Source organism: Paenibacillus solani (genome assembly GCF_050475945.1).
Lineage (GTDB): Bacteria > Bacillota > Bacilli > Paenibacillales > Paenibacillaceae > Paenibacillus_AQ > Paenibacillus_AQ solani_A.
Genome location: NZ_JBCMXJ010000007.1, coordinates 321,020 through 341,525, shown reverse-complemented (window position 1 = coordinate 341,525; position 20,506 = coordinate 321,020). Strand labels below are relative to the sequence as shown.

Below are 20,506 nucleotides of genomic sequence, written 5' to 3'. Positions count from 1 at the left end.
AGCGCATCATGTGGTGGTATATATTCAAGATACCGTTTCCATGGTGAGCCATCTACTGTTATAGCATTAAGGAGTGATACTATCTTACTGTTTCCTGAGCTTCGCCGGGAAAGGAAGCACGGGATTGCCCGCATACGCACGCTCCCGAATCTCACTTGGCGATGCACCGACATGCTGCTTGAACAGGCGATTAAAATTGGACAGATTCCGAAATCCGCAGGTTTCAGCAATCTCGATAATCTTCTGATCCGTTGTCTCGAGCAGATGCACAGCATGCGTTAAGCGCAGCTGAATCAGATAATAATGCGGTGAAGTCCCGACCGCCTGCTGGAACAGGGCGCTGAACCGAGAAGGACTCAGATGCGTTAGATCCGACAGCTTCTGCAGCGTCCAGCTGTAGTCCAGATGAAGCTCCATCGTGCGGAGAACCTCTTTTAGCGCATGCATTCCTCTCCCCTTGATCGGCCTCTCCTCCTGAATCGGGGACGACAGATGGCGGTTTGCCAGGCTCAAGAAGCGAATAAGATCCGAACGGATAAAACTCCTGTAGGCGGTGCCCCGTGCTTCATTTTCCTCCATCATTCGCTGAAGCAGCTGGGCCAATTCACCATGCACCGGAGAGTGCCTGTCTACGCTCCCGAGCGAACGAAAGGGGGTCATTAGATCCGGATCAAACTTGAGATCAATAGACAGCAGGGATGGCTCGAACATAATGACATCCATCACCAGATTCTCGGTCTCATACGCCCGGTGCAGATCATTACTGTTGATAAAAATAATATCTCCCTGCTGAAAAGGCAGCTTCACGCCGTTAATCAGAATAAATCCGGTGCCGCTCTGTATATAATTAAGCTCCAGCGCATGATGCCAATGCAGGCGCTGGGCGCCAGCGAATATGCCGCGCGTGGTCGACGCGGTAAAAGGAAATGCAGCATTCGAAAAATCGATCGCGTCTGGAACGACGCTCTGCGGACGGTCCATTAAAAAAGCACCTCCATACCTTCGTACATCATCGTGTCAAGATTTACCCACATCGTAACATGGCCTGCATGAAGAAAAAAAGGACCCGCCCCATCCATGCAGGGGCGAGTCCTATAAGTTATTTAAGATAAGGGTAGCTCCACGGCCCAGCCGAATGGATCTTCCACTGTTCCGAGCTGGATACCTGTGATGGCATCATAAACGCGCTTGGACAGCTCGCCGGTCGCTCCCTCGCCAATCACCAATTGCTCATCCTGCCATTCCAGTGAACCGATCGGTGAAATGACTGCCGCCGTACCGGTACCGAAAGCCTCGGTCAATAAGCCGCTGCGGTGTGCCTCCACGATTTCATCAATGGACAAAGCCCGTTCTTCTACAGGGATGTTCCAATGCTGAAGCAGCTGGATAACCGAATTCCGAGTAACCCCGTCCAGGATGCTTCCGTTTAATGCCGGAGTTACTACCTTATCGCCAAGCTTGAAGAACACGTTCATGCTTCCAACTTCCTCAATGTACTTGCGATGTACGCCATCAAGCCACAGCACCTGGGAATACCCCTTCAGAGTGGCTTCATCTTGCGCCTTCAATCCTGCCGCATAGTTGCCGGCCGTCTTGGCATTGCCCACGCCTCCGGCTACGGCGCGTACATATTTCGGCTCGACATATATGCTGACAGGGTTAATGCCTTCCGCATAATACGAACCGACCACTGACAGGATAATCATAAATTTGTATTGCAGTGATGGGGCTACTCCCAGCACCGGCTCGGTTGCGATGACAAAAGGACGAATATAGAGTGACGTGCCCGGCTCAGAAGGAATCCATTCGCGGTCTACGAGTACGAGCTGCTTAAGTGCTTCCATAACAAGCTCCTCGTCCAACGTTGGAATGCTCAGGCGCTGGTTGGACAGGTTCAGACGCTGAATATTCTTGTTCGGACGGAACATAAGAATTCGTTGATCTTCCGTCAGGTACGCCTTCAAGCCCTCAAATACGGTCTGCCCGTAGTGAAATACCTTGGCAGCAGGGTCCAGCTCGATTGGCTGGTACGGAACGATGCGTGGATCATGCCAGCCTTGACCGGCGTCAAAGTCAAGCATAAACATATGGTCCGTAAATACCGTGCCAAAAGCCTGTTTATGATGGCTCGGCTTCTCCTTCGGGTTGGTCGTTAATTCCACGGATATCGGGTAAGTCATGTGCACACATCTCCTTATTTTCGCAAACGTTATTAGTTGAATCATATCAATCGATACTCTATATTAAAAATATCTGATTTATAGGTGTACCATACCTTTAAGGTATGGAAATAGGGGGTATATATCCATGGATATCCGGCAGCTGCGTTATTTCCTGACCATAGCGCAGGAAGGGCAAATCACACGTGCAGCGAAACAGCTCAATATGGAGCAGCCTCCATTAAGCCGCCAGCTGAAACAGATGGAGGAAGAGCTTGGCGTGCTGCTGTTTGAACGCAGCGGCAAGCAGCTTCAACTTACCCATGCAGGCGAGCTGCTGCAGAATAAAGCTGCATCCCTGCTAAACCAATTCAACGAGACTCTCACCGAGGTGAAAGAAATTCATGCTGGAATTCGCGGTATGCTCTCCATCGGCGCGGTGGTCTCCTGTATTTCGCTCCTGCCCCAGCGCATCCATATCTTTCGGCAGCAATATCCCGAGGTCACCTTCAAAATTCGGGAAGGCGATCATTCCCTGCTGGCCGATCAACTCGACAAACGCAATATCGAGCTTGCGGTGACCAGGCTCCCCTTCGAATCCAGCTTCGGACCAGAACGTTATGTCGTTCAGCCTCTGCCCTCCGACCCGTTCGTTGCCGTCATTCCAAGCAGCTGGGAAAGCGCGTCCTCCCAGTGCGAAATCTCGATGCGCGAGCTGGCGGATTACCCCTTCTTGTCCTTAAAAACCGATCAGACGATCGGCATGCATGAGCGGGTCATTCAGGAGTTCAACCGCAGCGAGCTTGAGCCACGCGTCCTATGTGAATGTTCCAGCGTCGCCATCATCGTTGCGCTGGTAGCAGAAGGCATTGGTGCCACGATTCTGCCCGAATCGGTCATGTCTTCCTTCTCGATCCCCAACATACGGACTCTGCCGATCACGAGCGCAGATTTTCAATCCGATGTAGGCATTGTCTGGCTCAGAGATCATGTCCTATCCAATCGCGCCCGGCATTTTATAGCTACCTTTATAGAATAACATTTGTTGATGCCTTCGTCTTCCCCGGCTTTTTGCCAAGCTTTGGGGCTTGCTGCAATTATGTTTCCCTGGAAGCGAATTTAAAGTCGGCGATCTCCCCGCACCTGCTAAAGCCTATATTTTGATACAGCCGATTGGAATGTGGATTGGCCTGATCAGCATACAGCATTGGCACCATTCCTTCCCGCAGCAGGGATAGACCAAGTTCCGCAACCAATGCACTGGCATATCCCTTTTTCCGTTCACCCCTCGGCGTATATACTGCGTTTATGCGGCCATGCTTTGGCGACCGGTGCGCGATATTGGCCATGGATACGACTTTGCCGCCGACCATCCATAAATACAATCCGCCTTCCCGGACGAATCGTCCGGCGGTTTCATGCTGAGTAGCTGCACTAACACGGACGCCGTAAGCATCCTCCGAGAATCCCATCAGAAACTTCGCCACTTGCTGGGTATCCTCCACGCCGGCTCGCCGGATCATCCCCTCGACAAAAGGTGGACGCCTTACGTCAGGAGCATGGTATGACTCCATTGTCATATGACGGCGATAGGCTCTGCGATGATATTCTGCATAACAGCTTGCAAACTGCTCCGCTACCACCGGTTTCCCGGTCACTCCCGGAAGAATCATCTCCCCCAGCTCTCTTAGCAGTTCTTGAAACAGATGCCGCCGCGTATCGTCGGGAACATTCGGGGATATCCATAACCAGGCGTTTGCACGGGGAGACCCGGCATAAATCATGCGTCCGTCGGACGATTTGAGGCATACACTTTCCGGTAATCCAGTTATGAGATGAATCAGATTGTACGGCACTTCATCCTGAATAAACTCTTCTTGGCAAAGCGCCTCATCCTGTGGCAGCAACCGCTCCAGCATATACGCACTCCCTCTCTCTTCCTAATTCAGACCCGTGCATCAACGCCTCCTGCAGTCCATTATCCGGGCGTCTTGTCCTGACAGCAGAGAATACAAAAAAGCCCCGCCCCTTGTAGGGACGGAGCTTCGCTCCGCGTTACCACCCTGATTCGCCCCAGAAATTTTGGTGCGCACTCTAGTCATCATCCATCAATGATGCCCCATGATAACGGCAGGGTAACCCGAATACGCCTCAAGACATCAACGATCGGCGGATCTGCTCCGAGGTGATGGCCATGTATCGCTCGCTGACTGCTTCTCACCACCCAGCAGTTCTCTGCTCCAGCTGAAGTTGCGATGTGGGCTTCCTCATCCTAGCATTTTGGAAAAAATTTAATTCAGTGTAATCCCGATATCCCCTAACTGTCAAGCCCTGTTCCTTCTATGGATGGCGGCTTGCTTGCTTGGAATTGCATTCTTATTTGTTGTTAAAGCGAAGGACCAGCACATCCCCTTTTTCAGGATGAACGCCATCATGCTCCGTATACCTCCCACCGGTATATGTATTCAAGGTTTTGCGCCAAAAGATTTGGGTGCTCATATTGCGCTCGGTTGGATTAGTCTGCAGCTCCCATGTACCTTGGAACTGATCGAACACAAGTTCAGCCGCTCGTTGGGCTACACCCTGTCTTCGAAAAGTCCGAAGCACAAAAAAGTCGCTTAAGTAATACTGGATATTCCGTGATGGAACATGCGGCGCGGTCGACACCAGAGCCAATCCTGCTGCAATGTCATCCACGGTAATCAAATACGGAAAAAGAACGGACGGCTGTCCCCACCAAACATCGAGCTGTTTGCTCTGTTCGGTTAGAGTCGATATATCCTCTTTTTCGAATATACCGAACCGGTTAGGGCGGATCCCCCATATCTCAGCAATGTCATGCAAGTACAGTGGATAGATGTTATGCAGAATATAAGACTGTTCCTTCGGGCATAAACGCACCTCAATATTCACGGTCAATCCCTCCCTAATGAATGATGTTTGTACGGTTAGTATGTCTAGGATAACATAATTATTCTTCCAAAAGGTTTACAGGTATGTAAATCTCACCATGATTTTATTATATGTCCTGGAGCTCATCCAAAAACACGTGGGTTTTAGTTATTTCAACATTTTGTAACAATGTACCCCCATCCTCCATGTCAGAACCTGTGCATCGTATGCACGATTCATGGTTCGGGGCATTCTTGAATGACTGTCGGCCATCTGCCACTCGAATAAAAAAAGACGCCCCGTAAGGCGCCTCTTCTACTTATCTTCTGATTCTAAGCCTCTTCCTGCGCATGTTCTCTGCAAAAAGTCAGCAGCTCTTCCTCTTCCTCAGGCTCCATATCGAAATCCAGATACTGATCCGTGGTCCGCTCATAGAAGTCGTATTTCACAATTCGCGAACGCTCTTCATCATCCAGATAGATCACCCGCAAATAAACGCCATGCTCCGAGTAAAGCTCGTCATCCTCCGGCACGTCCAAATCACATACAAACTCAAAGCGTTTGCCGGCCAAGATGCCAAAGGGATCCTTCACCAATTCTACGCTATACTCCTGAATCGTTAACATATTCCCATCCTTTCTATAACTCTACCTATTATACACAATAGAGCAATCATTCTTACACTCTTCCTTGCTTCTGCTGCTGGAAAGAGCCCAGGCCCTTTCCCCATCCTCTTCCCGATCAGCGTATACCTCTTATAAACTGCAGGGAAATCACTTACGATAAGGAAGATTCCACCTGAGAAAAAGGAGTTGAATCGCGTGTCGAAGCAGGAACATCTGACCATCACGGTAGAGAAGGGCCAACAACGATTCACCGTAAAATCGCCCCTTGGCGGGATAGGACGGTTTGTTATTGTCGTAAATGATCAATTCACCAATGCGCCCAACACCACTCAAATTGCCAGTGGGGCCGGCAAAAACAGTGCAGCCGGAAGCAACGCAGCGATCCAGTCCCCGCACACATACCAGCAACAAAGTGTCGGTGCCGGTGGAATCGCCAAAAATTTGAGGCTGAAGGACAGCAAGGATCACTTCTCCAAACATCGTTCAGCGAAGCATCATTCAAAACACGGCGGCAAACATAAAAAACATCAAAAAGAAGTAGTATTCGTCATTAACAAGCAAGTCGTAGAGCTTCCGAAAGGAAGCAAAAATGCCTCGGCCACGCAAATCGCCAGTGGCGCCGGTAAATCCAGCACAGGCGGCACCAATTCCGCGATTGAAAGCCGCGGCACCAGACAGCAGCACGCCGTCGGCGGAGGAAGCGGCAGCAAGGCGATCAACAAAGACATTAAACATCGCAGCCGCAAGCCTAAGCGCCACAAGTGAAAGTCTACACATTTATGAGTGGAAGTTCAGGCATAACCACCGAAAGAAGAGAAAAACGTATGAAGATGACAAAATGACCCTCGCAGGGGTCATTTTTTTATATCTTGGCTGTCATTTCACTCAAGACCGGTCTGACGTAAGCCTGTGGGTGCTTATCATCAATGATCATTCTCTCGACCTGTCCGTTCCTTCCCCTCTGCAGTAACGGCGAACGATCGGGACATCTTCTTGATCAACTCCACCTTGCGGAAGCGCAGGGCCGACCAATCCTCATCAATGGCTATTTGCCGGACAGGCTCATAGCCTTGGTCAGAAAGAATGCCCGCTATGCTCTCCCGGCTGCAATCGGAATTCTTGAAGGTTTTGGACGACTTCTTGGGATAGCACAGCCAGAGCAGGCCGTCGTCAGCCACACTGCCGGCAGCTACCTTGGCCAGCCGCCGCAACTCTTCATTGCTTGCTCCGAAAGCTTGTACGAACTCATAAGGTATCTGCTGAGGCTCTGTATGAACATCTCCCTGCAGGGAATGAATGACCTCTTGATAGGCCTGCGGTGCGTTTAGCATCAGAACTGGCTGGCCGAGGTCTTTGAATTGCAGTTTTTTGACTATGGGATGGATCTCCGGCATGTTCAGATTCGTCCTCTCCATTAATATTTTTATAGCCATCAGAGACTTTTAATCAGAAAGAGCCTACCCACTGGATGGATACGCTCTTTCATCTCAACAATCCACGGGGCGTATACACTTTCCAGAATTGTGGTTTATGCAGATGTTACTGGGCTTTCTTAATCTGTTTGCTGCGCAGCTGCCCGCAGGCCGCGTCGATATCAGTGCCATGCTCAAGTCGAACGCTGCAGCTGATGCCCTGTTTCTTCAGTGTATCGTAAAAGGCAGTGATTGATTCTTTGGTACTGCGCTGATACTGGCTGTGCTCATCGACCGGGTTGTACGGAATGAGGTTTACATTAGCCAGATTACGGCGCTCCCCTACAAGCTCTGCCAGTTCAAGCGCGTGTTCCCGCTGATCGTTTACATCCTTCAACAGGATGTATTCGAGCGTGATTCGGCGATTTGTTTTCTCCAGATAATAATCAATCGCTGCCATCAGCTTCTCGATCGGAATCGCTTTGTTAATCTTCATGATGCGGGTCCGAATCTCGTCATTCGGTGCATGCAGGGAGATGGCAAGGTTCACGCCCAGATCGCTGTCTGCAAACTCGACGATTTTGTTAGCCAGTCCGCTGGTCGATACCGTAATATGACGCGGACCGATCGCGAGGCCCTTGTGATCCTTGATCACGCGGATGAAATCCGACATGTTCTCATAATTGTCGAACGGCTCTCCGATCCCCATTACGACAAGATGGCTAACCCGCTCGTCTTTGCCTCTCTGATCCAAGTGAAGCTGAACCTGCATGACCTGCTCCACAATCTCCGCTGCAGTCAGATCTCTGCTCTTCTTCAGCAAGCCGCTCGCACAGAAGCTGCAGCCGATATTACAACCCACCTGGGTCGTCACGCAGACCGACAAGCCGAATTTATGCCGCATCAATACGGTCTCAATCAGGTTGCCGTCCACCAGCTTAAACAGGAACTTCACAGTCCCGTCCAGTGACTCCTGTTTAGTATGCTCTGCCAAGGTCAGAATCGTATAATGATCTGTGAGCAGCTGCAGGCATTCCGGATTCACATCCGTCATATCGGAAAAAGTCGTGACCCGCTTACGATACAGCCATTCCCATACTTGTGTTGCCCGAAACTTCTTATGTCCACGCTCGCCAAGCCAAGCTGTCAACTGATCTAAAGTTAATCCATAAATGGATGGTTTGTTCATAGATAGGTCCTCTTTCTATTCATAGTCCGCTCTTTATTGTCCCAAAATTCCGCAGGGAACACAAGGGGAGTTATAGGCAATTCACGCTTTTTAAACGATGAGCGGTTCCCGAATTCGACCTCAATAGGACATCTCATATAAAATACACCTCCCATGAAATCATCGGGATTCACTCCCGAACATCTCCAAAGAGGTGTATCTCTACTGTATCGCTATGAAAAATTAATCACGCATCTGCGGCTCATGCTTCTCCTGCTCCCGGATCTGCGAACCGTCGCTCAGCCTGAGCCAGGTGTCGAACTGCCGTTGTCCTTCTTGCAAGCGGATGACCCTTGCGCCCCGAAGCATACCCTCGCGACCATATGTACCATAGCCGGTAGCTCGGCCGTAACAGAGCTGGATGCCGTGCAATTCTCCCCGGTAATCATTAATATGATCATGCCCGGCGAATGTGCCCATCACATCGCCCCGCTCCAGCATCGCTGCGAACAGGCCGGTATTCACTTCAGCACAGCAGACTCTCTCATGCTTGCTGCCATAACACGTCTTGCGCTCCCAAACCTCATCATACTCCGGCAACGGGATATGGAAAAAGGCCAGCGACGGCAGCGGGCTTCCCTGATGCTTGACACTGTAAGCCATAGACGCCATCTCGTACCAGCGGATCTGATCGCGACGAATCCAATCGTAGCCCGGAACAGCAGGATGCTCGGATTCTCTCCCCGAATCGAAGAAGTACAATACAGCAGCTGTCTCTTCTCTATCACTGCCGTATAGAGGAAGCGTGTAATTCCCGACGCCATGAATGTCAGGCGAGCCGTGCTCCGCGCAGTTGTATGTGTGCTGCATGGCAACATCCATCAACTCCTCGCGCGTAATATCCCCTTCCGTATCATGATTTCCGAATACGAAAGCCCAGTGGATGCCGCGGGACTCTGCCACTGACACAACCTCCTTGAAGGCCTGCACAGGGTCCTGGCATTTCTTGAAGCCGGAATCGGCCTCTCCGGAGTATATGAGATCCCCGGTAAATACAACTAAATCGGGCTGCTCCAGATCGAGCACCGTTTCCATGCATTGCCGGCTTAACAGATCCTCCGGTTCTCCATTCTTCCAATGGATATCGGTGAACTGCACGATAGTGAAAGTGTGATCGTCTTTGAATCGTAGAATCGGCTTCATCGTATATGGCCTCCTTTTACTTGGGAACACAGTTTTCATGTTGTTTGTTGTGGTTTTATGTGTATATTAGAAGAAATCATAAGTAAAAGTCAATAATTTTTGTTGACATCATGGATATTCAGTCCTAATATAGGTTCAAATCCACATATTTAGTCAACATCAGTCACATATAGTTAGAGGTGAATATGTTATGTCCTTAACCTACGAAGATCGCAGGGGAAAAATCCTCAATCAATTGGAACTGGAAGGCAAGGTCAAAGTCCACGTCCTCGCGGAGCAGCTGGAGGTATCAGCGGAAACGATCCGGCGCGATTTGGACCGATTAGAGAAGGAAGGCATGCTGCGCAAGGTTTACGGCGGTGCTGTCAAATCCCGTTCCGGGCATATTGAACCTTCCTTTACAAGCCGCTCGGAGACATGCGCGGCAGAGAAGTCCGCGATCGGCAAACTTGCCGCCTCCCTCGTCAAGGACGGGGAGACCATACTGCTTGATAACGGAACAACCACGATTGAAGTTATGCGTTATCTTCAGGATCGACCGCATGTAACGGTCATCACCCATTCGCTGCCCGTATTGAATCTGGCAATGGAGGGGTTTCAGGGGAAAATTATTTTTATCGGCGGGAATATGGACCGAACCAAACAAGCGGCCACAGGTCCGCTCACCGAAATGCTGTTGGAACAATTCAAAGTGAATAAAGCATTTATCTCAGTCGGCGGTATCTCCTTAACGGATGGGATTACCGATTATGATCTGGATGAAGCCTACATATCGCGCAAAATGCTGGAGCGTGGAGAGGAAGGCATCGTTCTCGCTGATCATTCCAAACTGGGCGTCACTACCTTCTCGAAGCTCGCCAAACTGGAGGATATCTCCATGGTCATCACGGATGAGGCCTGCTCGCAGGAATGGTTGGATAATTTGTCCGCTCGCGGTATCGAAGTGCTTATCGGATATCGCTGATGGAACTGCTCTCACTTCTGCTGGTGCTGTCATCCGGGCTGACCCATGCCCTATGGAATCTGTTTACGAAGCGAAGCATTCAGAAGTCTGTGTTTCTGTGGTGCATCCATTCAGTTACGCTAATCTTTCTGATGCCCTCTTTTCTCATGGAGATGTCAAAGCTTACGCTCAGCCTGAACGTATATGGACTCATGCTTCTATCCATGACCATCCAAGGCTGCTATATCACGCTGTTATCGAAAGCCTACACCCACGGCGATATGTCCCAGGTATACCCGTTCATGCGGGGGCTTGGCGCCATGCTGACTTCGCTGTGCAGTCTTGTGTTATTTCATGAGCAGTTAAGCTCAGCGGGATACGCGGGGCTTTGCATTATTATTTTTTCATTATTTGCTCTATCGGGAATAAGGTTCCGAGGTCCCTCCGGTTTGAATCGCAAGGCCTTAACCTACGCCTGCCTGGTCGGACTGTGCATTTCCGGGTATACCCTGACCGACAAGGCCATTCTGGATGCAGGTGTCTCTCCTATTGCGCTGATTCAGCTATCCAATATCAGTTACTTTATCGCTCTGATCATTCCCGTAATGCTGTCCAGACAGCTAAAACAGGAATGGTCGGTGAACTGGCGCACGATTCTGCTCGGCTCGATCCTGGCACCCGGATCATATTTATTATTCCTGTTCGCCATGCGGCTCACACCGCTTGCACATATTGCTCCGATCCGTGAAATCAGCACGGTATTCGGCACCGTGCTTGGCATTATCGTGCTGCGGGAGCAGCAAGGCTGGCGACGGATTGCCATGTCCATGCTCATCACCTGCGGGATCATCACGATTGCCCTATGGGGTTAGCATTCGAAAGGATCATGTTTAAATCAATACTGCCTATTGTTGCGTAAACCGTCCTATCAAGCTTTTAAGCATACAGATCAACGTGTTCATACCGAGGAGGAACTATCAATGGCTAACCGTGTCGTTATTCTTGGAATTGATGGAGCAGGCGGCTTCATTCAGAAAGCGGATGCCCCGAATATTCACGCCCTGCTGCAAGCAGGAGCGTATTCATACGACGCTCAAACCGTATATCCCAGCATCAGTGCGGAGTGCTGGGGCTCGCTACTATATGGTGTTGCCCCGGACCAGCACGGTCTTGATAATGACCGGGCGATCCACCAGCAAATTCCGAAGGACTTTCCCTATGCGTCGTTATTCAAGCTGGCACGCCAGCAATGGCCGGATGCTCCCTTGTCCGCGTTCAGCTGCTGGGGACCGATCAACTCAGGGATCATTGAGAATTCCATCCATGTGCACTTAGAATCTAAACCCGACCCCGAGCTCGCCGAGACCATCGTCGAATATATTCATAAACAGCCTGATTTCAAGCTGATGTTCATCCAGCTGGATCATCCCGACGCAGCGGGCCACCAGTATGGTTTTGATACGGATAAGCAGTTGGAACAGATTGCTGTTACAGATCAATACGTAGGCAAAATTGTCAAAGCACTGGAGGATCAGCAGCTGCTGGAAGACACCTGGATCATCACGGTCACCGATCATGGCGGCGGGGGTGCTCACCCTAACGATCATGGCAGTGATCACCCGATGGATATGACCATCACTTGGGGAATTACGGGTCTGGGCGTACAGCCAGGACTTCTCAATTCACCAATCAACATCATGGATACAACTGCTGTCATCGGACATTTGCTTGAACTTCCTGCACCAGCTTGCTGGGAAGGAAAAGTGCCTGAAGGAATATTTTAATCTCCCTCAAATTGGAGTCGTAAGGAAGAACCGCCCGATTTAAGTAACGCTCTGCCTGTTCAATAATAAGATACGTCGAATGGTAGGTTTCTCCGAAGACGGCATGCGTTTAGCGAAGTTTGTTTTTACGAGGTTCCTTGCGAGATTCCCTACGAGATTAAAATAAACCTCTGAAACTTAATTCTTATCTTTTTTATAATAAATGCCGGCGACTATTCGCCGGCATTTTCCATAAAGAGGACTTGTTCTGTTGTCTTGATGTCCGCAAACCATCTCAGAGTCAGATTCGCGTGATCTATGATCTGCTGTGCGGTTAACATCGAATTGCTCCAAGTGCTGTGGGCATCCGATACCAGCGTAATATCATAACCAAGACTGGATGCTCTCCTGCATGTGGTATCAACGCATAGTTCACTCTGTATTCCAGCGAGAATCACATGTTTGACGCCTTGCCGCTTCAATTCCTCTGCAAGCGTGGTGTTATAGAAGGAATCGGGTCTGGTCTTCTGAATAATGGTATCCGTCATTGCAGGAGTGATCTCGGAGTTAATCTTCCACGCTTCGATCCCCTCCTTCAAACCTTCGTCATTATGCTGTATGTAAAAAATAGGTGTCCGGCTGTTTCTGGCTTTAGCAATTAGCTGCTTGAGATTATAGAGCAATCGTTCTGCCTCATAGACCGGATTCCCTTCATCAAACATCTCGTTCTGTACATCAATAACCAATAGAGCACTCTTCCCCATCTCAATCATCCTCTCATCATAATCGGAATCAGTCCTACCCCATTATAGAACACACGTTCCTTTATAGTAAGGCCCAAATAAGAACCACTGATGTTAAAATATAAAAAAAGAAATCTCCACTATGAGAGATTTCCAGGAAGATTCCTTTGATGAAAGAATGTATCGTGCCATGAAACTTAGCCTTTAATCGCACCAATCATGATACCTTTTTCAAAATACTTGGACACAATCGGATAGAAGATCAACACCGGGATACTCGAAACGACAACCACCGCATATTTAATGGATTGCTTGATCATGTTGACTTCGCTTTGGTTGCTGTTCATCATCGCTTGGTTAGCCGCATCCCCCATCTGGTTCTGCACAAGGATTTCTCTCAGAATCAGCTGCAATGGAAACAATTCACGGTCAGACAAGTAAATCATCGCGTCGAAATAGCCGTTCCATCGGCCTACACCATAGAACATCATCATCACGGCAATAATTGGCGTCGAGAGCGGAAGAACCACTTTCAGGAGCAGTTGCATGTCGGTAGCTCCGTCAATAAACGCGCTTTCTTCCAATTCAAGCGGAATGTTCTGCTGGAAGTACGTACGCATAATGATCATATTGTATACGCTAACCGCTCCCGGCAGGATCATCACCCACATCGTATTAATGATCCCCAAGTGCTGGTTCACCAGATAAGTTGGAATCAAACCACCCGAGAAGAACATCGTGAATGTGAACAGAATCGTAATGACGTTTCGCCCCCGGAAATCTCTCCGGGATAACGGATAGGCCGCCAGCGTGGTCATGATCACGTTCACAGCCGTTCCAAGCACGGTGTAGATGACCGCATTTTTAAACCCCATCCATATATCGGGATTATCGAACACCCGCTTATATCCTTCCAGCGTGAACCCCCTGGGCCACAGCAGCAAGGCATTGTCGAAGATCTGGCGCGGATCGCTCAGTGAAGCAAATACAACGAATAATAATGGATACAGAATCAGCAGTGTGATGATACCAACGACAACAATGTTGATCCAATTGAAAATTTTGTCTTCTCTAGATAGATGAAACTGCATGGTTGCCCCTCCTTACCACAGGCTGGTCTCACTGAATTTCTGCGCGAATTTATTCACCAGATAGAGCACGATAAAGTTAATCAGGTTGTTAAACAATCCGACAGCGGCCGAGAAGCTGTATTCTGCGTTCAAAATACCCGATTTGTACATATAAGTCGATAAAACCTCGGACGTAGCCAGGTTCGCATCATTCTGCATAAGGAGAACCTTCTCAAACCCGACAGACATGACGGACCCGGTCGCCAGAATGGCGCATATGACAATGGTCGGCATAATCGCCGGAATGGTAATGTGCCGAATGCACTGCATGCGAGTGGCGCCTTCCAGATGGGCAGCTTCATATTGATCTTGCGGGATGCCGGACATAGCAGCGGTATAGATCAGCGTTCCCCAGCCCACGGTCTGCCAAATGCCCGACCAGACGAACACATGCGGGAACAGCTTGGCGCTGCCGATAAAGTCAATCGGGGTGCCGCCAAAATATTGAATCACTGTATTGATTACGCCGTCGACGGGAGAGGTGAAGAATGTAACCATGCCGACCACGATAACAATCGAGATAAAATTCGGAATGTAGGAGATTGTCTGTGTAAGCGACTTGTATTTCTTACTGCGCAGCTCATTAAACATGAGCGCCAATATAATCGGAAGTGGAATTCCGACAAGAAGGCTGTACAAGCTGATTCTCAGTGTGTTAATAATGACATCCCAGAAGTAAAAGGCGTTAAAGAAACGCTCGAAGTGGGCAAATCCCACCCAAGGGCTGTCCATGATGCCAAATGCGGGAGAGTAGTCTTTAAACGATATGATAATCCCGTACATCGGGATGTAATTCCATATGATCAAGGAGGTTAGCGGCAGCAGCATCATGAAGTACAGCCATTTTTGCTTCATAATGGATTTGCGTTTCGGCTTGAGCTGCTTCTCGTGAAGTGAAGATTCCATGGTTTTCCCCTCTCCTTAAAATTTAAAATGTGGGGAGATTCCCGAAGAATCTCCCCAACCTAACGGTTTAGCTATCTTTATAACGCTTGTATTGGGCTTGCTTTATTTCGAGGTATTTATCCGAGCCCATCTTCTTCAATTGGGCAATGTAGTTGTCCCACTCTTTATCAATATCCTTGGTGCCCGTCACAAATTCCACACGCATCTGACCAACATAGTTACCTACGTCAGCAATAATCGAAGAAGATTCATTCGCTTCCTGGATCGTAGCTGGCAGATCCGGCAGCATGACGCTTGGCAAGGTTTCTTCCGTCAAATCCGTGTAAACCGGCGCTTCTTTGCGACCCGCAGCAGCTCGAACCTCTGGTGAAAGCTCGATATACGGGAAGTAACCGCCATACACGTTATCAACGTATTGGAATGCGCCCAATCCGATGCCGTCTTTATAGTTCAAGATTTCATCGATGTAGACTTTGTTGCCATCTTCCACATTGTAGGTGACGCCTTCTTTACCAAGATAACCGAACACGCTGCCTTCTTCGCTGTAGAAGTAGTCCACCCATTTCAGGATCGCTCCAGGATCTTTTGCGTCCTTCGTAACAACCAGACTGGAAGCGCCTGCAACTTGGGAATCCGTCAACGACGCGGTATCTCCGTTCGGGCCTGCAAGCACGTTAATGGCTACGAAGTCATTCTTTACGCTCTCGCCAATGTAATCGATGGCCGCCCAGTTCCAGGCACCAACGGTATCCTTGGCTGCATCGGCCGTCCATTTATCATAGTCCACGCCGCTGAAAGCCTGCTTGTTGATGGCACCGCTCTTGTACATCCGGTTCTCATACTTCAAGAGCTCCTTGTACTCATCGGCTGTAATCGTCAGCTGAATTTCATCATTATCATCTACGTAAATGAAGTTTCCGAGCGCCTTGCGCCCACCGTTGCCGATTCCGAAGGAGCCCATCATCATCTGCTCAAACGTCCAGCCAAGCGAGCCGCTTGGCATATACCAGCCCTGCTCGTCATTCACGCCATTGCCGTTCGGATCCTTGGTCACAAAAGCATTCAAGGCTTCTTCCAGCTCGGCCGTTGTTTTAGGAACCTCCATGCCGAGGTTATCGAGCCATTTTTTGTTGATCCACAGGCGGATCGTCCGGTTCCCTTCCGGATAAGGGTCAAGGTAAGGAGTTGCATATATGTGACCGTCTGCACTGGTCAAACCCTTTCTTACATCCTCGTTCTCTTCAAGATATTTTTGCAGATTTGGCGCATGCTCTTTGATCAGATCTTCCAGCGGCAGGAATAGTCCCTGCTGACCATACTTGAGCAGCTCCCCATTGCTCCAATCAACCTGATAGAACGCATCCGGCAAATTGCCTCTCGTCAAGATGACGTTTTTCTTCTCTCCGATATCGGTGAGTTCTTCCCAGTTCACCTTAATTCCGGACATTTTCTCATATTCTTGCCACATCCACAGATCACTGGATGCAGGCCGCAGATTATTCCAGCTTGGACGCAAGAGCGAAATTTCTTTTGTATCGGCAGTTTCGTTCCCTTTCGGGTTCTTTGCTTCTCCAGATTTACCACCGCAGGCGGTAACAAGCAGAGCTGAAGCCAGCAACATCGACATGACAACTTTCCCTTTTTTAGCTTGGAACACTTCATCAACCCCCGTATTTGATATATCATATTTAGCGATATGGTCGATTATATGATATATCAAATATTTTGTCTAGCGCTTACATTTCTATTTATTGGTCTAGAAAACGTTCGATCTTGAAATATAGTTGAGGGGGACTATACTATGAGGGATAGAGGTGCAGGATGGTATTCTAACGAGAAACGCTGAATGGAAAATCAGTTGTGACCCATCACATACCCTTCCTGCAATAGAAGTTAAGAAATACGCTTGTAGTCATCAAGAATATGGTTGCTCCCACGTCGTTTATTTCGTATATTCAAACAGAATAACTGTAGCCTCAAAGATGTGATTCTTACAGTCACCAAATTTGCCGGCTTCGTTGGAAACGGACAAATTCTATAATCTTCAAAAATGTCATAAGACTTTGACATAAACGACAATAAATGATATATCAAATTTAGCGAGGAGATCCGATATGGAACAAATTCCACTATATCAACATATCGTGAATGCCCTAACGGCCAAGATTGAATCAGGGGAGCTTCAGGCAGGGGATCAGCTTCCGACCGAAGCTGAGATTTCAAAGGAATATAACGTTAGCCGTATCACGTCCAAACGAGCACTGACTGAGCTGGAAAACGCCAAGCTGATTTACAGGATCCAAGGCAAGGGGAGCTTCGTGAGTGACGACATATCCCCTCAGCCGTCCTTGAACAAAGCGAGCAAAGAGATCCTGCTGATTCTCCCGTTCGCCCATAATCCAGGCCTGGGAGATTACGAGAAAGGCATCAATGAATTTCTCGCAACGACTGGCTATACGCTGAACATTCAGTCCAATACGATTGTCGGGCAGCGAAAGCTGCTGGAATCCGCACTTCAGAGTGCAAATTCAGGACTAATCTTCTATCCGGTTAGCAGCATTTCCGATCTTGGCATTCTGTATCAGTATCATCTGGCGAAATACCCACTTGTTACGATGGATAAATCCATTGAAGGCATTCCGTTCCTGTCGGTTATCTCTGACAACTTTGGCGGGGGATATCAAGCCTGCCAGCATTTAATCGAGAATAATCATAAGAAAATTGCCTTCATCTCCTCCTTAAAAGTAGAGAATTCCTCATCAATCCGGGAGCGGTATTTTGGTTATTTGAAAGCACTGTATGATTATAATCTGATCGATTACAGCGTCAGCGACTTGACCGATCGTTACTTAACGCATAATAACGACAGGGAATATTATATCCAGTTTGTTCAGTCTGTCATGACCCAAGGGATCACCGGGATTGTTGCCGAGAATGATCTAATCGCCATCGAAATCATTCAAGTCGCCAAAGAACTGGGGTTGTCCGTGCCGGATGATTTCTCTGTAGTCGGCTTTGACAATATTGATTTGGCCAACTTCGTTGAGCCCAAGCTGACAACCATATCCCAAAACTTTGAACAGATGGGGTATGAAGCTGCACGAAACCTTATCGCCCTTATTGAAAACCCTCACAATCATCCGCGTGAGGATGCCGTGGTCCCTGTTCAGCTCATTGAACGTCAGACCGTGAAAAAGCTATAACACACCTATATATCTACACACCGAAGGAGATCTCTTACATGCTGAACTATGTCGATACAAGACAAGGCACCAACAATCAATATACCTTTTCCAACGGGAATGCACTTCCTTATACAGGTGTACCTTTCGGTATGAATCACTATGTCGTGCAGACCAAGAATGAAGGAAGCTGGTTCTTCAACCCGAATGACCGTATCTTCCAAGGTTTTCGTCTCACACATCAGCCGAGTCCGTGGATGGGAGACTTCTCCCACTTCCTGATGACGCCGATCGCTGACGACAAAATCAGAGGCTCTGTCTTCACCTGCCAAAGCTCCTACCGGCCGGAAGAAGCGATATTTAAGCCTCATTATCTCAAAGTAAGGCAGCTGCGCTACAACATTACCACAGAGCTGGTTCCTAGCTGCTATGGCGCGTCTATGCGCATGAAATACAATTCCGGACACCAGGCCGGCCTCGTGCTTAACGTTCATAACAAAAGTGAGTTCCGGTTGGATGCAGCCCAGCGCAGAATAACCGGCTATGTGAGCAACTTCGCAGACTGTCATGATAAAGAATTCCGTATGTACGTGGCCATGAGCTTCAGCAAGGAAATAGATCTCTCTACGACGGGTTACTACGACGCTGAAGGCCAGTTCTTCCCTGAGGTTGCTTTTGACAAGGTGGACCAGCATGTCGTCCTTCGCTTCAAAGACTGCGAAAAGGATACGCTCGATGTTAAACTGGCGACCTCTTTTATTAGTCTGGAGCAAGCAGAGCTTAATCTTGCGCGTGAGCTGAGCACAACCCTGGACGAGCAGAAAGAATCGGCAGCGCAGGCCTGGAACCATTATCTGAACAAAATTCAGGTTACTCACTCGAACGAGGAGTATTTGCGTACTTTCTACACCTGTCTTTACCGCATGTTCCTGTTCCCGCAGAAGTTCTATGAGCTTGATGCCAATATGGAGCCGGTTCACTACGATACAACGGCCCGCACCGTCAAGAAGGGCGTTCTCTATACCAATAACGGCTTCTGGGATACTTACAAAACGGTATATCCGCTCTATTCCATCATCGCCCCGAAAGAATATGAGGAAATGCTGGAAGGTTTCCTGAATTCCTACCGCGAGACCGGCTTCCTGCCAAAATGGCTGTCTCCAGATGAGCGCGGATTGATGCCGGGCACACTTATTGACGCTGTCATTGCCGATGCGGCAGCTAAGGGATTGGCGCAGCATCTGCTGCCGGAACTGCTGGAAGCTATGCTGACCGCTGCCACCACGCAGAGCGGGCAGAATTGCTATGGACGTCAAGGAACGCTGGACTACATCAAGTACGGTTATGTTCCGAGCAGCTATCACGAGAGCGTGAATCACACGCTGGATTACGCATACAGCGACTTCTGTATCAGCCGCGTAGCCGAGGTCCTAGGCAAGTCGGATGTGGCCGAGCAGTACAGACAAAGCGCGCTCAACTATAATAATATTTTCGATCCCGAGACTGGCTTCATGCGGGCCAAGGATCAGGATGGCCAGTTCCGTCCAGGATTCAACGATACAAGCTGGGGGCTTGATTATGCGGAGGGAAGCGCCTGGCAGACCAGCTTTGCCGTATTCCAGGATTTCCAGGGCTTGATTGAGGCTTACGGTTCGAAAGAACGCTTTTTCAATAAAATCACTGAGCTGTGCAACAAAGCACCGGATTTTGACGTGCGGGGATATGGTTTTGAAATTCATGAGATGAGCGAGATGGCTGCCGTCGATTATGGCCAGCTGGCGATCTCCAACCAGCCTAGCTTCCACATTCCTTATCTGTTCAACTATGTAGGGCAGCCAGCTTCTTCCCAGGTTGTCATTAAGCAGATCATGTCGAACTTGTTCAACAGCGGATTCGATGGCTTCCCTGGCGACGAGGATAACGGCAGCATGTCCGGTTGGTATGTGTTTAGCTCCATGGGCTTCTATCCGGTATGTCCGGGCAGTAATGAATATGTTCTTGGCATTCCGTTATTCGACAGCGTATCGATTGAGCTGCCGAGCGGCAAGCAAATGCAGATTCATACGGACAACAATAATCCGCAATCCAATTTCGTTGCGAACGTCCAATTAGAAGGAGAAGATTACAACAAGCTGTACATTACGCATGAAGATATCTTGGCAGGCAAGTCCCTCGACTTCCGTCTAGGACTAGCTCCAAGCTACCGTCAATACAGCGATGAAGAACTGCCATTCTCCATTTCGAAGAAGAAGTAACAAGCCGATCTGAAAGATGGTTGGCCCTGTAGGGCACTTATAAGACATTCCCGGACTAATTAGTAAATAATAAGTCCAGGGAATGTCTTTTTTTAATTGATTCACTTCAGATCTTATAAGAAGT

19 protein-coding genes are annotated in these 20,506 nt (G+C 48.9%); 7 read left to right on the top strand and 12 right to left on the bottom strand.

The features are described 5' to 3' along the window. Positions 1 to 84: 84 nt before the first annotated feature. Together ABEQ74_RS09725 and ABEQ74_RS09720 are read right to left on the bottom strand one after the other, a co-directional pair. Complete coding sequence (locus ABEQ74_RS09725; protein WP_430121875.1) at positions 85 to 981, bottom strand: helix-turn-helix domain-containing protein; 897 nt, start codon at positions 979 to 981, stop codon at positions 85 to 87. A gap of 122 nt (positions 982 to 1,103) precedes the next feature. Further along, positions 1,104 to 2,180, bottom strand: a complete 1,077-nt coding sequence (locus tag ABEQ74_RS09720) for a branched-chain amino acid aminotransferase (protein WP_430121873.1) — start codon at positions 2,178 to 2,180, stop codon at positions 1,104 to 1,106. Between the two features lie 127 nt (positions 2,181 to 2,307). On the opposite strand from ABEQ74_RS09720, the gene ABEQ74_RS09715 reads away from it, so the two are divergent. Then, entirely contained in the window at positions 2,308 to 3,198 is an 891-nt protein-coding gene (locus ABEQ74_RS09715) for a LysR family transcriptional regulator (protein ID WP_430121871.1), read from the top strand. Between the two features lie 58 nt (positions 3,199 to 3,256). Here ABEQ74_RS09715 and ABEQ74_RS09710 read toward each other — a convergent pair whose 3' ends face one another. The 3 genes from ABEQ74_RS09710 to ABEQ74_RS09700 form a co-directional block, all read right to left on the bottom strand. Further along, positions 3,257 to 4,078, bottom strand: a complete 822-nt coding sequence (locus tag ABEQ74_RS09710; RefSeq protein WP_430121869.1) for a GNAT family N-acetyltransferase — start codon at positions 4,076 to 4,078, stop codon at positions 3,257 to 3,259. 457 nt (positions 4,079 to 4,535) lie between these two features. Beyond that, positions 4,536 to 5,072 (bottom strand): GNAT family N-acetyltransferase, encoded by a 537-nt coding sequence (locus tag ABEQ74_RS09705; protein ID WP_430121867.1) that lies wholly within the window; start codon positions 5,070 to 5,072, stop codon positions 4,536 to 4,538. Positions 5,073 to 5,383: 311 nt separating this feature from the next. Beyond that, a complete protein-coding gene (locus tag ABEQ74_RS09700) occupies positions 5,384 to 5,677 on the bottom strand; it encodes a DUF6509 family protein (RefSeq protein WP_054405265.1) in 294 nt (97 codons plus the stop codon). A 195-nt stretch (positions 5,678 to 5,872) separates the two neighbouring features. On the opposite strand from ABEQ74_RS09700, the gene ABEQ74_RS09695 reads away from it, so the two are divergent. Beyond that, entirely contained in the window at positions 5,873 to 6,442 is a 570-nt protein-coding gene (locus ABEQ74_RS09695; RefSeq protein ID WP_430121865.1) for a hypothetical protein, read from the top strand. 158 nt (positions 6,443 to 6,600) lie between these two features. On the opposite strand, the gene ABEQ74_RS09690 is transcribed toward ABEQ74_RS09695, so the two are convergent. From ABEQ74_RS09690 to ABEQ74_RS09680, 3 genes are all read right to left on the bottom strand, one after another. Further along, positions 6,601 to 7,071, bottom strand: a complete 471-nt coding sequence (locus tag ABEQ74_RS09690; RefSeq protein WP_430121863.1) for a DUF3052 domain-containing protein — start codon at positions 7,069 to 7,071, stop codon at positions 6,601 to 6,603. 145 nt (positions 7,072 to 7,216) lie between these two features. Then, the gene (gene rlmN, locus ABEQ74_RS09685) at positions 7,217 to 8,278 is read right to left on the bottom strand and encodes a 23S rRNA (adenine(2503)-C(2))-methyltransferase RlmN (RefSeq protein ID WP_430121861.1); all 1,062 of its coding nucleotides are present in this window, start codon (positions 8,276 to 8,278) and stop codon (positions 7,217 to 7,219) included. Between the two features lie 222 nt (positions 8,279 to 8,500). Then, complete coding sequence (locus ABEQ74_RS09680) at positions 8,501 to 9,460, bottom strand: metallophosphoesterase family protein (protein ID WP_430121859.1); 960 nt, start codon at positions 9,458 to 9,460, stop codon at positions 8,501 to 8,503. Positions 9,461 to 9,650: 190 nt separating this feature from the next. On the opposite strand from ABEQ74_RS09680, the gene ABEQ74_RS09675 reads away from it, so the two are divergent. The 3 genes from ABEQ74_RS09675 to ABEQ74_RS09665 all read left to right on the top strand — a co-directional run bounded on the left by ABEQ74_RS09675 (position 9,651) and on the right by ABEQ74_RS09665 (position 12,187). Then, the gene (locus tag ABEQ74_RS09675) at positions 9,651 to 10,424 is read left to right on the top strand and encodes a DeoR/GlpR family DNA-binding transcription regulator (protein ID WP_430121857.1); all 774 of its coding nucleotides are present in this window, start codon (positions 9,651 to 9,653) and stop codon (positions 10,422 to 10,424) included. After that, on the top strand, positions 10,424 to 11,275 hold the full coding sequence (locus ABEQ74_RS09670; protein WP_430121856.1) for an SMR family transporter: 852 nt from the start codon (positions 10,424 to 10,426) through the stop codon (positions 11,273 to 11,275). Before ABEQ74_RS09675 ends, ABEQ74_RS09670 begins: the two co-directional genes overlap by 1 nt. A 108-nt stretch (positions 11,276 to 11,383) precedes the next feature. Then, the gene (locus ABEQ74_RS09665; RefSeq protein WP_430121854.1) at positions 11,384 to 12,187 is read left to right on the top strand and encodes an alkaline phosphatase family protein; all 804 of its coding nucleotides are present in this window, start codon (positions 11,384 to 11,386) and stop codon (positions 12,185 to 12,187) included. Positions 12,188 to 12,399: 212 nt separating this feature from the next. Here the strand turns inward: ABEQ74_RS09665 and ABEQ74_RS09660 are convergent, their stop codons facing one another. From ABEQ74_RS09660 to ABEQ74_RS09645, 4 genes are all read right to left on the bottom strand, one after another. Further along, a complete protein-coding gene (locus tag ABEQ74_RS09660) occupies positions 12,400 to 12,930 on the bottom strand; it encodes a cysteine hydrolase family protein (protein ID WP_430121852.1) in 531 nt (176 codons plus the stop codon). 176 nt (positions 12,931 to 13,106) lie between these two features. After that, positions 13,107 to 14,000: a carbohydrate ABC transporter permease gene (locus ABEQ74_RS09655; protein WP_054405256.1), complete on the bottom strand. Its 894-nt coding sequence runs from the start codon at positions 13,998 to 14,000 to the stop codon at positions 13,107 to 13,109. 12 nt (positions 14,001 to 14,012) lie between these two features. Further along, complete coding sequence (locus tag ABEQ74_RS09650; protein WP_430121849.1) at positions 14,013 to 14,945, bottom strand: ABC transporter permease; 933 nt, start codon at positions 14,943 to 14,945, stop codon at positions 14,013 to 14,015. A gap of 67 nt (positions 14,946 to 15,012) precedes the next feature. Beyond that, positions 15,013 to 16,602 carry an extracellular solute-binding protein gene (locus ABEQ74_RS09645; protein ID WP_430121846.1) on the bottom strand — a complete coding sequence of 530 codons (1,590 nt, stop codon included), beginning with the start codon at positions 16,600 to 16,602 and terminating at the stop codon, positions 15,013 to 15,015. 457 nt (positions 16,603 to 17,059) lie between these two features. Between ABEQ74_RS09645 and ABEQ74_RS09640 the strand changes: the two genes are divergently transcribed. After that, complete coding sequence (locus tag ABEQ74_RS09640; RefSeq protein ID WP_430121844.1) at positions 17,060 to 18,148, top strand: GntR family transcriptional regulator; 1,089 nt, start codon at positions 17,060 to 17,062, stop codon at positions 18,146 to 18,148. A gap of 38 nt (positions 18,149 to 18,186) precedes the next feature. Further along, on the top strand, positions 18,187 to 20,382 hold the full coding sequence (locus ABEQ74_RS09635; RefSeq protein WP_430121842.1) for a GH92 family glycosyl hydrolase: 2,196 nt from the start codon (positions 18,187 to 18,189) through the stop codon (positions 20,380 to 20,382). Positions 20,383 to 20,506 lie beyond the last annotated feature (124 nt).

Bases quoted from the DNA above. Each gene is read 5' to 3' on its own strand.
- ABEQ74_RS09725 (WP_430121875.1), bottom strand. From the start codon at position 981: ATGGACCGTCCGCAGAGCGTCGTTCCAGACGCGATCGATTTTTCGAAT.
- ABEQ74_RS09720 (WP_430121873.1), bottom strand. From the start codon at position 2,180: ATGACTTACCCGATATCCGTGGAATTAACGACCAACCCGAAGGAGAAG.
- ABEQ74_RS09715 (WP_430121871.1), top strand. From the start codon at position 2,308: ATGGATATCCGGCAGCTGCGTTATTTCCTGACCATAGCGCAGGAAGGG.
- ABEQ74_RS09710 (WP_430121869.1), bottom strand. From the start codon at position 4,078: ATGCTGGAGCGGTTGCTGCCACAGGATGAGGCGCTTTGCCAAGAAGAG.
- ABEQ74_RS09700 (WP_054405265.1), bottom strand. From the start codon at position 5,677: ATGTTAACGATTCAGGAGTATAGCGTAGAATTGGTGAAGGATCCCTTT.
- ABEQ74_RS09690 (WP_430121863.1), bottom strand. From the start codon at position 7,071: ATGCCGGAGATCCATCCCATAGTCAAAAAACTGCAATTCAAAGACCTC.
- rlmN (WP_430121861.1), bottom strand. From the start codon at position 8,278: ATGAACAAACCATCCATTTATGGATTAACTTTAGATCAGTTGACAGCT.
- ABEQ74_RS09680 (WP_430121859.1), bottom strand. From the start codon at position 9,460: ATGAAGCCGATTCTACGATTCAAAGACGATCACACTTTCACTATCGTG.
- ABEQ74_RS09675 (WP_430121857.1), top strand. From the start codon at position 9,651: ATGTCCTTAACCTACGAAGATCGCAGGGGAAAAATCCTCAATCAATTG.
- ABEQ74_RS09670 (WP_430121856.1), top strand. From the start codon at position 10,424: ATGGAACTGCTCTCACTTCTGCTGGTGCTGTCATCCGGGCTGACCCAT.
- ABEQ74_RS09665 (WP_430121854.1), top strand. From the start codon at position 11,384: ATGGCTAACCGTGTCGTTATTCTTGGAATTGATGGAGCAGGCGGCTTC.
- ABEQ74_RS09660 (WP_430121852.1), bottom strand. From the start codon at position 12,930: ATGGGGAAGAGTGCTCTATTGGTTATTGATGTACAGAACGAGATGTTT.
- ABEQ74_RS09655 (WP_054405256.1), bottom strand. From the start codon at position 14,000: ATGCAGTTTCATCTATCTAGAGAAGACAAAATTTTCAATTGGATCAAC.
- ABEQ74_RS09650 (WP_430121849.1), bottom strand. From the start codon at position 14,945: ATGGAATCTTCACTTCACGAGAAGCAGCTCAAGCCGAAACGCAAATCC.
- ABEQ74_RS09640 (WP_430121844.1), top strand. From the start codon at position 17,060: ATGGAACAAATTCCACTATATCAACATATCGTGAATGCCCTAACGGCC.
- ABEQ74_RS09635 (WP_430121842.1), top strand. From the start codon at position 18,187: ATGCTGAACTATGTCGATACAAGACAAGGCACCAACAATCAATATACC.